The following is a 14,740-nucleotide window of genomic DNA, read 5'->3' as shown; positions in this document are numbered from 1 at the left end:
GCAAGCAATGCTTCGGGGCGAAGGTCCAACACCGGTGACCGTGTTGGGTCGCCGAGACTACAACCTTCGTTCCATTGCCGCGGACAAGAGAGTTGCGTGCGGCGGCACCGGTCGAGCCTCCCGAGAGCAGAGTGAGAATCCGCTGTCATGACAGAGAACTTCGTGAAAACGATTGGTCAGGACGTCGTCGCGGTGGTCGGTCTGTCGTGCCGTCTTCCGGGCGCGAACTCCCCTGAAGCGTACTGGGACCTGCTTGCGGCTGGACGGGAGGCTGTCGACGAGATTCCACCCGACCGCACCGTGCACGTCGGCGCGCGGGTTGGCAGGGCAGGGCTGATCGATGGGATCGCGGACTTCGATGCGGGCTTCTTCGGGGTGTCGCCACGCGAAGCCGCGGCAATGGACCCGCGGCAGCGACTCATGCTGGAACTGGCTTGGGAAGCCCTTGAGCATGGCGGAATCGCCCCGTCGGTGGTCCGCGGCAATCGGGCGGGTGTCTTCCTTGGGACGATGGGAGACGACTACGCCGGGCTGGTGCACGACCAGGGCGTGGGAGCGATCGACAGCTTCACTCTCTCCGCGCTCCAGCGAGGCATCCTCGCGAACCGAATCTCGTTCTTCCTGGGCCTATCCGGCCCGAGTATGGTCGTGGATTCCGCGCAGTCCTCGGCTTTGGTAGCTGTGCACCAGGCGTACGAGAGCGTGCGTCGTGGAGAGTCGGAGTGGGCGCTGGCGGGTGGGGTCAACTTGATCCTTGCGCCGGAGTCGACGGCAACCGCGAGCGAGTTCGGCGCGCTGTCGCCGGACGGCCGGTGCTACACGTTCGACGTGCGCGCCAACGGCTATGTGCGCGGCGAGGGCGCTGGCATGGTGGTGCTCATGCGGTTGGCGGACGCCATTGCGCTCGGCCACGATGTGGTGTGCGTGATTCGCGGCGGCGCGGTGAACAATGACGGCGGTGGCGAACAGCTGACCACACCGAGCCAGGCGGGGCAGGAGGAGTTGCTGCGGGCCGCACTCCTTGCGGCAGGAGTGGACTCCACCCAGGTGGGATACGTGGAGCTGCACGGCACCGGCACGCCGGTGGGGGACCGAGTGGAGTCGGCGGCGCTGGCTGCGGTCTTCGCCAACCGGGATCGGCCGTTGGTGGTGGGGTCGGCAAAGACCAACGTAGGGCATCTGGAGGGAGCGGCGGGGATCGCCGGCTTCATCAAGGCGGCACTGTCCCTCCAGCGTGGGCAGGTGCCGGCGAGTCTGAACTTCACCGCTCCTCCGGACGACATCCCATTCACCGACTGGGGCATCGAGGTCGCTGCCGAGCTACGCGAATGGCCGGACGCCGGGACGCGAGTGGCCGGGGTGTCTTCGTTCGGGATGGGTGGGACGAACTGCCATCTGGTCCTCGCCCAAGCTCCGGATCCGTCGCCGGTCGAGGAGAGTCACCCCGAGAATGCGGGCGAGATCCCGTGGCTGGTGTCCGGCAACACTGTGCAGGCACTACGTGCCCAGGCCGAGCAGCTGGGCGGATACGTTGCCCTGCAAGACGATCCGAATCCACTCGACATCGGATTCTCGCTAGCGACAACCCGCGCCACATTCGTGCACCGCGCCGTTGTGATCGGCGCCGGCGCGGCCGAGTTGGGTGCTGGCCTGACCGAGCTAGCATCGAACGAGCTGACGCCGAATGTCGTGTCCGGTGTGGTCTCCGAGGGCGATACGGCATTCCTGTTCACCGGGCAGGGAGCGCAGCGAATTGGCATGGGCCGGGATCTGTATGCACAATTTCCGACGTTCGCTGAGTCCTTCGATGCCGTGTGCGCGGAACTGGATCCGCTGCTGGGCAGAGGGTTGCGGGAGATCGTATGGTCCGATGCAGACCTGCTCGGTCAGACCCGGTACACGCAGGCGGCGCTGTTCGCACTGGAGACGGCGCTCTTCAGGCTGGTGGAGTCGTTTGGATTACATCCACAGCATTTGATCGGACATTCGATCGGTGAGGTCACTGCCGCGCATGTCTCAGGGGTGCTGTCGCTGGCCGACGCCTGCACGCTCGTCGCTGCACGCGGACGGTTGATGCAGGCGGTGCCCTCCGATGGGGCGATGGTGGCCATCAACGCAGACGAGGGCGACGTCCGGGTGTTGCTGCCTGCGTCCGGGGTGAGCATTGCCGCTGTAAATGGGCCCGGTTCGGTTGTGATCTCGGGTGATACCGACCCGGTCCTTGCGATGGCGGAATCCTTCCGTGCCAAGGGAGCGAAGAGCAGGCGGCTGAACGTCAGCCATGCATTCCACTCCCACCATCTTGACGAGATCCTGGACGAGTTCACCGACGCCATTCGTGGGCTGTCCTTTCACGCTCCTCGGATCCCCATCATCTCGAACCTCACCGGGCTCCCCGCAACCACGGACGAGCTGACCGACCCGGCCCGCTGGGCACGTCAGATCCGCGGCACCGTTCGCTTCGCTGATGGCATCCGCACCCTGCGAGACGTGGGCGTTTCCCGATATCTTGAGCTCGGACCCGACCCCGTACTTATCGGCATGGTTCGAGAAACGCTTGCCGAACAGGTACCTGCGGCGGCGGTGTCCACGATGCGCACAGGGCGGGCGGAAGCCCGTACCCTGCTGAGGGCGCTCGCTACCATGCATGCCACGGGGGCGGGAGTGGACTGGGCGCCCCTGTTGAACGGCGGCCGTCGGATCGCGCTGCCGACCTACGCCTTTCAGCGCAGCCGACACTGGATCGGCGAAGCGCGCGAGGTCACAAACGCGGCGGAGCCGGCGCACATACGCGACCACGCTGGCTTGCTCGACATGGTGCGTGCGCATCTCGCGGCTACCCTCGGGTATCACGCCGCGGACATGACCCCGCTGACGTCGTTCAAGGACCTTGGGTTGACCTCACTCACCGCGGCCGAGTTGTGCGCCGGCCTTTCCAGGGAGTTGGGTCTGGTCCTCTCCGGATCGCTGGTGTTCGACCATCCCACGCCTGACCGGCTCGCGGCGTACCTGCATGCAGAGCTCAACGGGCAGAGCGACGCGGGTGATGCGGTGAGCATCCAGGCACCCAGCGATGGCGACGCCGACGATCCGGTCGTTGTCGTGGGAATGGGTTGCCGGTTTCCTGGTGGCGCGTCGTCGCCGGACGATTTGTGGGAGTTGGTGAGGTCGGGGCGGGATGCCGTTGGTGGGCTGCCGCGAGATCGTGGCTGGGACTTGGACAACCTGTTCGACACGGACCCATCGACCTCTGGACGAACGTACGTTCAGCATGGCGGATTCCTCGACGACATCGCCGGATTTGACGCTGGGTTCTTCGGGGTTTCGCCTCGTGAGGCGCTGGCGATGGATCCGCAGCAGCGGTTGCTGCTGGAGACCGCGTGGCAGACGTTGGAGGATGCGGGGATCGAGCCTGGGTCGCTGCGTGGCAGCAACACTGGCGTGTTCGTCGGGGCCATGGCGGGTGACTACGGCCCGCGGCTTGACAGTCCGTACGGCGGAGTCGATGGATATGTGCTCACGGGTGTCAGCGGTAGTGTTACGTCTGGTCGGTTGGCGTACTTCCTTGGTTTGGAGGGGCCGGCGGTGACGGTGGATACGGCGTGTTCGTCGTCGTTGGTTGCGTTGCATTTGGCTGTTCAGGCGGTGCGGGGTGGTGAGTGTGCTTTGGCGGTGGCTGGTGGTGTGAGTGTGATGTCTTCACCTGGGATGTTGGTGGAGTTTTCTCGGCAGCGTGGGTTGTCTGTTGATGGGCGGTGTAAGGCGTTTGCGTCGTCGGCTGATGGGACTGGTTGGGGTGAGGGGGCGGGTTTGGTGGTGGTTGAGCGTCTGTCTGATGCTCGGGCGAATGGGCATCGGGTGTTGGCGGTGTTGCGGGGTTCGGCGGTGAATCAGGATGGTGCTTCGAATGGGTTGACTGCGCCGAATGGGCCGTCGCAGCAGCGGGTGATTCGGGGGGCGTTGTCTAGTGCTGGGCTTTCTGGTGCTGATGTCGATGTGGTTGAAGGGCATGGGACGGGTACGGAGCTTGGTGATCCGATTGAGGCGCAGGCGTTGTTGGCTACGTATGGGCGTGAGCATTCTCAGGATCGGCCGTTGTGGTTGGGTTCGTTGAAGTCGAATATTGGTCACACTATGGCGGCGGCTGGGGTTGGTGGTGTGATCAAGATGGTGGAGGCGTTGCGTCGTGGTGTGTTGCCTCCGACGTTGCATGTTGATGAGCCGACGTCTCATGTGGATTGGAGTGTTGGGGGAGTGCGGTTGCTCACGGAGTTGCGTGAGTGGCCTGAGACGGGTCGGCCGCGTCGGGCCGGGGTGTCGTCGTTTGGTATCAGCGGCACCAATGCGCATGTGATCTTGGAGCAGGCGCCGCAGGAGGAGCAGGCGCTACGGGAGGTGCAGGCGCTCGGGGTGGAGCAGGCGTCACGGGTGGGGGAGGTTGGGTGGGTGTTGTCGGCGCGGAGTGAGGTGGCGTTGCGGGCGTATGCGGGGGAGGTTGCTGCGGTTGTTGACTCTGGGTTGTCGGCTGTGGATGTTGCGGTGACGTTGGCGGGGCGTACTGCGTTTGAGCATCGTGGTGTTGTGGTTGGTTCGAGTCGTGAGCAGTTGGTGGCGGGGTTGTTGTCTCTTGCGGGTGGTGTTTCTGTCGATGATGTGGTGACGGGGATTGCTGGTGTTGGTAGGGCGGTGTTGGTGTTTCCGGGGCAGGGTTCGCAGTGGGATGCGATGGCTCGTGATTTGTATGTGTCTGCTCCGGTGTTTCGGGCGCGTCTTGATGAGTGTGCGTCTGCTTTGTCTGCTTATGTTGATTGGGACTTGTTGGAGGTTTTGTTGACGGATGATGGTGCGTCGTTGTTGACGCGGGTGGATGTGGTGCAGCCGGCGTTGTTTGCGGTGATGGTTTCGTTGGCTGCCTTGTGGCGGTTCCATGGGTTGGAGCCGGATGCGGTGGTGGGGCATTCGCAGGGGGAGATTGCTGCGGCTTGTGTTGCTGGTGCGTTGTCGTTGGATGATGCGGCTCGTGTTGTGGCGTTGCGGAGTCAGGCCATTCGTGCGGTGGCTGGGCAGGGTGGGATGGTTTCGATTGCGTTGTCGGTCGACCAGGTGCGGTCCCATTTGGAAGAATGGGGTGGTGATATTGAGATTGCTGCGGTTAATGGCCCTGGTTCTACTGTTGTTTCTGGTGGTGCGCAGGATCTCGATCAGTTGGAGGCCCGTTTTGAAGTGGAGGGTGTACGCACCTGGAGAGTTCCGGTGGATTACGCGTCGCATTCCTGGCACGTCGATAGGATTCGTGATCAGGTGGTGGAGTTGCTGGCGCCGATCGAGCCTCGGGCCAGTGATGTTCACTTCTATTCCACGGTTACTGGGCGGCGTGTCGACACCATCGAGTTGGATGCCGATTACTGGTTCCGCAATCTTCGTGGCACTGTTGAGTTCGAAGCTGTCACGCGGCTGCTTCTGGCTGATGGCTATGACATTTTTGTCGAGTCCAGTGCTCACCCGGTTCTGGTTCCGGGGGTGCAGGACACCATTGACAGTACGCATGTTTCCGCTCGCAGCATCGGGACATTGCGTCGGGACAATGGTGACCTGAGCAGTTTTCTGCGTTCCGTCGGTGATGCTTTCACTGCCGGTGCGTCCACCCATTGCATTCCTGGGCATCCGCGTGCTGGCCGTCATGTCACCCTGCCGACCTATCCTTTCCAGCGAACGCACTACTGGTTGGCCCCCGACGCGAATCGGCGTGATGTTGGGGCTGTTGGATTGACGGCAGCTGGCCATCCACTGCTCGGTGCTCTTACCGAGGGTGCAGCCAGTATGGTCTTCACCGGTCGGATTTCCTTGGCTACTCATCCTTGGCTGGCCGACCACGAAGTCGCCGGCACCGTCGTGTTACCCGGCGCTGTGTTCGTTGAGTTGGCGGTCCATGCCGCTGACCGGGTTGATTGCGGCAGCATCCGTGAATTGACCGTGCAGAGCCCGCTCATACTGCCTGAACACGGTGCGATACGGCTGCGTGTGGAGGTGAGCGAGTCCCTCACAAGCGATGGCGCACGACCCATACGGATCGACGCACGTCCAGACACGAGCACTGATCTGTCCTGGACCTGCCACGCCACAGGCATCCTCGACATCGACACACCTTCACCGGACTGGGACCTCACCGCCTGGCCCCCGGCCGGTGCGCAGCCCGTCGATGTCTCCTATGACACCCTCGCCACCTACGGATACCACTACGGCGCAACCTTCCAAGGGCTGCAACAGATGTGGCGCCACAACGACCACATCTACGCCGAGATCACCCTCCCCACCGACCCCGACACCTACAACATCCACCCCGCACTACTCGACTCCACACTCCACGCCGCACTGATGAGCCAGGTCCTGCCGAACGACGGCCGGATACGACTGCCGTACGCCTGGGAAGGCGCAACGCTGCACGCTTCCGGTGCCTCCGCGCTACGCGTATCGGTGACGACGGTAGGGGACAACGCGCTACGGCTACGTGCGGCGGACGGTGCTGGCATGCCGGTGGCCGAGGTGGCGTCCCTCGCCATGCTTCCGGCCGACCTCGCCGACCTCGGTTCTCCGGTCGTGAACCGAGGCTCCATGCTGCGCCTGGAATGGATCCCCGCGCCGGCGGTGGACCCAGTACCGCCCACTGAGCTCTCGCAGCTCGGCCAAGACCTGTTCGGCCTCCGTTCTGCGACAGAAGCCGATGTTGACTGGCAAGAGTTCGCCGACCTATCCGAAATACCCGGAGGTTCGTCCGACGTCGTCGTGTGCATCGAAGGTGACGACGTGACCGATGTCCCGAGAGCCGCCCGCGCGGCGCTGTACGGTGCGCTCGATCTGGTCCAGGCATGGGTGCTCGACGATCGGTTCGCGGATGCACGGCTGGTCGTGGTGACCCGGCGTGCGGTGATGACCGAAGACAGTGAGCCCGCACCGAACCTTTCCGCCGCGCCCCTCTGGGGGCTGCTCCGCTCCGCGCAGAACGAGAATCCTGGCCGGCTGGTCCTGGTCGATGTGGACGGTGATGATCGCTCGCTTGCCGCGCTGCCATCCGCGCTGGCCGGTGCTGCCACCCAGTTCGCGCTGCGTGATGGGCAGGTCGTGGTACCGAGATTGGCCAAGGAGGGTTCCCAAGACCGACTACGGGAACCGGAAGGTGGGCCTTGGCGGTCGGATCGCGAGGGCAGGAGCGAACCGGAGCCGCTGTCACGGTGGGGCACCGACGGCACCGTGTTGATCACCGGCGGTACTGGAACACTCGGCAGGCTGTTCGCCCGGCACTTGGTCACGAAACACGGGGTGCGCAACCTGTTGCTCGTTTCGCGGCGTGGACTGGATGCTCCTGGCGCCGCGGACTTGGTTGCCGAGCTGTCCGGGCTAGGCGCCGAGGTAGCGGTTGCTGCGTGCAACGTGGCCGACCGGGCAGCCCTTTCCACACTGCTCGCGGGAATCCCAGTAAAGCAGCCGCTCACCGGTGTGGTTCACGCCGCAGGTACCCTCCATGACGGGCTGATCTCCGGAATGACGCCGGAAAGGCTTGACGCCGTCCTGACGCCGAAGCTGGACGCCGCGTGGAACCTGCACGACCTGACCCGAGACCTCGGGCTGTCCGCGTTCGTGCTGTTCTCCTCGATCATGGGCACGATCGGCAATGCGGGCCAGGGAAACTACGCCGCCGCGAACGTGTTCCTCGACGCGCTTGCCCAACACCGTCGCGCCATCGGCCTGCCGGCGAACTCGCTCGCATGGGGTTTCTGGAGCGAGCGCAGCGAATTGACCGGTGACCTGGACGATGCTGACATCTCGCGAATGGCACGCATGGGCCTGAAACCGTTGCCATCGGACGAAGGCGTCGCGCTGTTCGACGCTGCTTTCGCCGGCGGTGAGGCCACCGCGACACTGGCTGCACTCGACCTGAACGGGCTGCGTGCACTGGTCACGCAGGCGAGCCTTCCGGAGGTGCTGCGCGGACTGGTCCGGGGGCGGCGCACGGCGAGCGCGGCTACTGTGACCGGCTCGACGCTTGCCGACCGGCTGGCCGGTCGCCCAGCCGAGGATGTCAATCGCGAGCTGCTCGATCTGGTGCGCTCCCACACTGCCACTGTGCTCGGCCATGCCGCCGCCGATTCCGTACAGCCGGCCGTTGCGTTCAGGGAGATCGGCCTCGACTCGCTATCCGCAGTGGAGCTCCGCAAGCGGCTCAACGAAGCAACCGGACTGAGGCTGTCGGCCACCGTGGTGTTCGACCACCCGACCCCGTCCACACTCGCTGCGCTCCTGCGCGAGAAGCTGGTGGGCGGGAGTACCGAGGCCGTGACTCCGGTGGTTGCAGCGCCCGCTTCGGCAGCGGACGACGATCCGGTCGTTGTCGTGGGAATGGGTTGCCGGTTTCCTGGTGGCGCGTCGTCGCCGGACGGTTTGTGGGAGTTGGTGAGGTCGGGGCGGGATGCCGTTGGTGGGCTGCCGCGAGATCGTGGCTGGGACTTGGACAACCTGTTCGACACGGACCCGGGCCGGACGGGCAAGAGCTACGTCGACAAGGGCTACTTCCTCGACGACGCGGGGAAATTCGACGCCGGGTTCTTCGGGATTTCGCCTCGTGAGGCGCTGGCGATGCATCCGCAGCAGCGGTTGCTGCTGGAGACCGCGTGGCAGACGTTGGAGGATGCGGGGATCGAGCCTGGGTCGCTGCGTGGCAGCAACACCGGCGTGTTCGTCGGTGCGTTGTCCCAGGAGTATGGGCCACCGATGCACGAGGGTTCGTCGGAGGCTGACGGGCTGCTACTTACGGGTGTCAGCGGTAGTGTTACGTCTGGTCGGTTGGCGTACTTCCTTGGTTTGGAGGGGCCGGCGGTGACGGTGGATACGGCGTGTTCGTCGTCGTTGGTTGCGTTGCATTTGGCTGTTCAGGCGGTGCGGGGTGGTGAGTGTGCTTTGGCGGTGGCTGGTGGTGTGAGTGTGATGTCTTCACCCGGAGTGTTGGTGGAGTTTTCTCGGCAGCGTGGGTTGTCTGTTGATGGGCGGTGTAAGGCGTTTGCGTCGTCGGCTGATGGGACTGGTTGGGGTGAGGGGGCGGGTTTGGTGGTGGTTGAGCGTCTGTCTGATGCTCGGGCGAATGGGCATCGGGTGTTGGCGGTGTTGCGGGGTTCGGCGGTGAATCAGGATGGTGCTTCGAATGGGTTGACTGCGCCGAATGGGCCGTCGCAGCAGCGGGTGATTCGGGGGGCGTTGTCTAGTGCTGGGCTTTCTGGTGCTGATGTCGATGTGGTTGAAGGGCATGGGACGGGTACGGAGCTTGGTGATCCGATTGAGGCGCAGGCGTTGTTGGCTACGTATGGGCGTGAGCATTCTCAGGATCGGCCGTTGTGGTTGGGTTCGTTGAAGTCGAATATTGGTCACACTATGGCGGCGGCTGGGGTTGGTGGTGTGATCAAGATGGTGGAGGCGTTGCGTCGTGGTGTGTTGCCTCCGACGTTGCATGTTGATGAGCCGACGTCTCATGTGGATTGGAGTGTTGGGGGAGTGCGGTTGCTCACGGAGTTGCGTGAGTGGCCTGAGACGGGTCGGCCGCGTCGGGCCGGGGTGTCGTCGTTTGGTATCAGCGGCACCAATGCGCATGTGATCTTGGAGCAGGCGCCGCAGGAGGAGCAGGCGCTACGGGAGGTGCAGGCGCTCGGGGTGGAGCAGGCGTCACGGGTGGGGGAGGTTGGGTGGGTGTTGTCGGCGCGGAGTGAGGTGGCGTTGCGGGCGTATGCGGGGGAGGTTGCTGCGGTTGTTGACTCTGGGTTGTCGGCTGTGGATGTTGCGGTGACGTTGGCGGGGCGTACTGCGTTTGAGCATCGTGGTGTTGTGGTTGGTTCGAGTCGTGAGCAGTTGGTGGCGGGGTTGTTGTCTCTTGCGGGTGGTGTTTCTGTCGATGATGTGGTGACGGGGATTGCTGGTGTTGGTAGGGCGGTGTTGGTGTTTCCGGGGCAGGGTTCGCAGTGGGATGCGATGGCTCGTGATTTGTATGTGTCTGCTCCGGTGTTTCGGGCGCGTCTTGATGAGTGTGCGTCTGCTTTGTCTGCTTATGTTGATTGGGACTTGTTGGAGGTTTTGTTGACGGATGATGGTGCGTCGTTGTTGACGCGGGTGGATGTGGTGCAGCCGGCGTTGTTTGCGGTGATGGTTTCGTTGGCTGCCTTGTGGCGGTTCCATGGGTTGGAGCCGGATGCGGTGGTGGGGCATTCGCAGGGGGAGATTGCTGCGGCTTGTGTTGCTGGTGCGTTGTCGTTGGATGATGCGGCTCGTGTTGTGGCGTTGCGGAGTCAGGCCATTCGTGCGGTGGCTGGGCAGGGTGGGATGGTTTCGATTGCGTTGTCGGTCGACCAGGTGCGGTCCCATTTGGAAGAATGGGGTGGTGATATTGAGATTGCTGCGGTTAATGGCCCTGGTTCTACTGTTGTTTCTGGTGGTGCGCAGGATCTCGATCAGTTGGAGGCCCGTTTTGAAGTGGAGGGTGTACGCACCTGGAGAGTTCCGGTGGATTACGCGTCGCATTCCTGGCACGTCGATAGGATTCGTGATCAGGTGGTGGAGTTGCTGGCGCCGATCGAGCCTCGGGCCAGTGATGTTCACTTCTATTCCACGGTTACTGGGCGGCGTGTCGACACCATCGAGTTGGATGCCGATTACTGGTTCCGCAATCTTCGTGGCACTGTTGAGTTCGAAGCTGTCACGCGGCTGCTTCTGGCTGATGGCTATGACATTTTTGTCGAGTCCAGTGCTCACCCGGTTCTGGTTCCGGGGGTGCAGGACACCATTGACAGTACGCATGTTTCCGCTCGCAGCATCGGGACATTGCGTCGGGACAATGGTGACCTGAGCAGTTTTCTGCGTTCCGTCGGTGATGCTTTCACTGCCGGTGCGTCCACCCATTGCATTCCTGGGCATCCGCGTGCTGGCCGTCATGTCACCCTGCCGACCTATCCTTTCCAGCGAACGCACTACTGGTTGGCCCCCGACGCGAATCGGCGTGATGTTGGGGCTGTTGGATTGACGGCAGCTGGCCATCCACTGCTCGGTGCTCTTACCGAGGGTGCAGCCAGTATGGTCTTCACCGGTCGGATTTCCTTGGCTACTCATCCTTGGCTGGCCGACCACGAAGTCGCCGGCACCGTCGTGTTACCCGGCGCTGTGTTCGTTGAGTTGGCGGTCCATGCCGCTGACCGGGTTGATTGCGGCAGCATCCGTGAATTGACCGTGCAGAGCCCGCTCATACTGCCTGAACACGGTGCGATACGGCTGCGTGTGGAGGTGAGCGAGTCCCTCACAAGCGATGGCGCACGACCCATACGGATCGACGCACGTCCAGACACGAGCACTGATCTGTCCTGGACCTGCCACGCCACAGGCATCCTCGACATCGACACACCTTCACCGGACTGGGACCTCACCGCCTGGCCCCCGGCCGGTGCGCAGCCCGTCGATGTCTCCTATGACACCCTCGCCACCTACGGATACCACTACGGCGCAACCTTCCAAGGGCTGCAACAGATGTGGCGCCACAACGACCACATCTACGCCGAGATCACCCTCCCCACCGACCCCGACACCTACAACATCCACCCCGCACTACTCGACTCCACACTCCACGCCGCATGCACTGAGGGTCCTCGGTTGGCGACGTCGTGGCGTGGAGTCGCTGTCCACGCGGTCGGTGCGACAGCACTGCGCGTACGGATCAGCCCGAGCCGCACCGGCTCGGTGTCGATAATGCTGGCCGACACCGTGGGCGATCCGGTCGCTGAGCTGGAGGTTGGTAACACTCCCATCGATTCGAAAGAGCTACAGGCTGCCACCGTTGCGCAACTCGACGCTCTGTACCGGGAGACGTGGGTCGACCACGCCACGAAGTCGCTGCCGCGCAAGGCGAACTGGGCGGTCGTAGGCACAGATCCACTCTCCGCCCTGGCAGGGCTGACGGTTGCAGGCGGTCACGCCCAGGCGTACCCGGGACTGGACGCCCTGGCCGACACTGGCGGGGACGTGCCGGACTACCTGGTGTTCACCGTGCCAACAGGCGCGGAGATTGCCACCACCGTGAGGGAGACAGTACGCCTGCTGGACACCCTGCTAACGACCCCAGCGCTCGCCAGGGTGACTGCGGTATTCCTCACCACATCCGCGGTACCGGCATTTGACCGTGCCGGCACCGATCTCGCCGCCGCCGCTGTGTGGGGGGAGATCCGATCCGCACAGGTGGAGAACCCTGGACGGTTCATACTCACCGACATGGACGGCGACGAGGCGTCGTGGCGTGCGCTACCGAGGGCCATCATCTCCGGCGAATCACAGATGGCTCTGCGCGAGGGCCAGGCCAGGGTGCCACGACTTGCGCCGTGCAAGCCGATGGTTGACATGAAACAGGTCGCCAAGGACGAGGGCACAACGCTGATCACCGGCGGAACCACAGCCATGGGCGCACGACTGGCCCGGCACTTGGTCGCCGAGCGCGGAGTGCGGCGCCTAGTGCTCACCGGCACCGAGGCGCCCGTGCTGACCGCGGAACTCATCGCGCTGGGTGCCACCGTCACCACCGTGGCGTGTGATTCAAGCGACCGCACGGCGCTACGCGAGCTGATCAGTAGGCTGCCCGCGGAGCATCCGCTAACCATGGTCGTGCATGTACCGCAGATGCTGCCGAGCGACGAGACAGCTCCTTCGACACCGGATTCTCTCGCCGAGGTGGTGCGCGCCACGGTCGGTGCCGCGGAGATTCTCGACGAGGAGGTCGGGGAAGCCACCCTCGTCCTGTGCTCCTCGTTCACCGGGACCGTCGGTGGCAGTGGAAGCGCACCCTCGGCCGCGTGGGCGGCTGCGCTGGACGCGCTTGCTCGACGGCGCCGGGCAAGCGGTGCGCCGGCGGTGTCGCTGGCCTGGGGGCCCTGGGCGCTGTACGATGCGCCCTCCCGTACCGGGGGCGTAGGAGTAGGCGTGCTGGGGGTGCGGGAGGCCGTCGCGCTGTTCGATACCGCCTGCCACGCGAACGAACCCGTCTTGATTGCGGCGAAGTTGGATCTGGCCGAGCTGGCCAGGCAGGCCAGAACCGGAAAGGAACTGCCGCCGGCGTTCAGGTCGCTGGTCAAGACCACCGGCAAGCGCACGGCGGGCGGAGGCGCGGTCTCGGCGACATCGCTACGGCAACGGCTCGTGACGATGACGGAAGCCGACCGTGACCAAACGCTGTTCGACCTGATCTCCACGCAGATTTCCGCAGTACTCGGGCTTGAGTCGGCGGACGCAGTACAGCGAAACCAGATCTTCCGCGAGATCGGGTTCGACTCGTTGTCCATCCTGAACCTGCGAAACCGTTTGAACTCGACGACCGGCCTGCGCCTGGACACCGCGTTGATGTTCCGCCAGTCGACACCGGACGACCTGGTCCAGCACCTCAGCCAGGCACTGCTCGAGAACTGATGCGGCAGAGGAGATGATGATGCACCCACCGCCTAGGCAGTCCGAACGCGTCGTTACCCCAACGGGACGTGGTTATCTGCTAGTCGAGTCGCATCCGGTCGGGTGCTTTCGCAGCGTCGCACGGATGCGGGCCGAGGTCCCCGTTCCCGAGAAGCCACCGGCGCGGCGGCCGACGGTGCTGGTGATCGGGTCGAGCGCCGGCTACGGCCTGGCGAGTACGATCGCTGGGCTCGTGCAGTACGGCATAGACGGCGTGGGCATCAGCCTCGAACGGCCGGCCGGACACCGCAGCGCGACTGCCGGTTGGTACCGCACCATCGCCAGCAATGCGATCGCCTACGATCTCGGGTCCGATTTCTCGTTCCGCAATGCCGACGCGTTCGCCGACGCCACCAAGACCGAGACGTTGGATCTGCTGGCTAAGCGGTTCGGCGGTGTGGACTACCTGATCTACAGCGTTGCAGCGCCCCGGCGCACCGATACACGCAGCGGCACCACCTACCACTCGGTGCTCAAGCCGCTCGGTACGCCGTACACCACCCGGAACCTGGAGTTCGCTGACGATGAAGCCGTGTACCTGCGCGAGGTCACCGTCGATTCGGCAAGCGAGGCCGAGACCGCTGCGACAGTTCGTGTCATGGGTGGCGAGGACTGGTCCCGCTGGGTCACCGCGCTGGCGGAGCGCGGGCTGCTACGCGACGGATTTCGTACGGTCGCCCTCACCTACATCGGTTCGCCGCTGACCTCGGCGATCTACCGCAGGGGCACGATCGGCGCCGCCAAGGCAGATCTGGAGTCCACCGCGGGCGCCCTGACCGAGCAGCTGGCCGCGGTGGGTGGCCATGCGTACACCTCGGTGAACGGAGCAGCGATTACGCAGGCATTGACCGCGATCCCCGGTGTCCCGCTCTATGTCAGCCTGCTCCGTGGTGTTCTGGGCAACCGCTTCCCCTCCCCGGTCGAGCAGTCGCTCCAGCTATGGAACCAACTCACGGCAGAGTGGCCCGATGTGGACGAGGCCGGCCGTATCCGCCTCGATCGCTGGGAGCTGTCCGATCCGGTCCAGGCCGCCGTGGCTGAACGCTGGCATTCGATCACCCCCGAAACCGTCACCGAGCTGGCCGACATCCCGTGGTTCCGTGCGCAATTCCGTTCCCTGTACGGCTTTGATGTCCCCGGCGTCGACTACGGCACCCCGGTCGAGACTGACCTGCCCTGGCCGAATGAGCCGACTCCTTGAACTCGCGCCTGAGGACGTGAGCGT

General features: G+C 64.2%; 2 protein-coding genes. Both read left to right on the top strand.

The window, feature by feature from the left end; all coding sequences use genetic code 11:
* The first annotated feature begins 147 nt into the window (after positions 1–147).
* Entirely contained in the window at positions 148–13,476 is a 13,329-nt protein-coding gene (locus tag OID54_RS06985) for a type I polyketide synthase (RefSeq protein ID WP_329015503.1), read from the top strand.
* A 19-nt stretch (positions 13,477–13,495) separates the two neighbouring features.
* Positions 13,496–14,716 carry a trans-2-enoyl-CoA reductase family protein gene (locus OID54_RS06980; protein ID WP_329015500.1) on the top strand — a complete coding sequence of 407 codons (1,221 nt, stop codon included), beginning with the start codon at positions 13,496–13,498 and terminating at the stop codon, positions 14,714–14,716.
* Positions 14,717–14,740 lie beyond the last annotated feature (24 nt).

The sequence above is a fragment of the Streptomyces sp. NBC_00690 genome (assembly GCF_036226685.1).
Taxonomy (GTDB): domain Bacteria; phylum Actinomycetota; class Actinomycetes; order Streptomycetales; family Streptomycetaceae; genus Streptomyces.
The sequence above is the reverse complement of the archived record's forward strand: the minus strand, read 5'-3'. Positions and strand labels throughout refer to the sequence as shown.

Bases quoted from the DNA above. Each gene is read 5' to 3' on its own strand.
- OID54_RS06985 (WP_329015503.1), top strand. From the start codon at position 148: ATGACAGAGAACTTCGTGAAAACGATTGGTCAGGACGTCGTCGCGGTG.
- OID54_RS06980 (WP_329015500.1), top strand. From the start codon at position 13,496: ATGCACCCACCGCCTAGGCAGTCCGAACGCGTCGTTACCCCAACGGGA.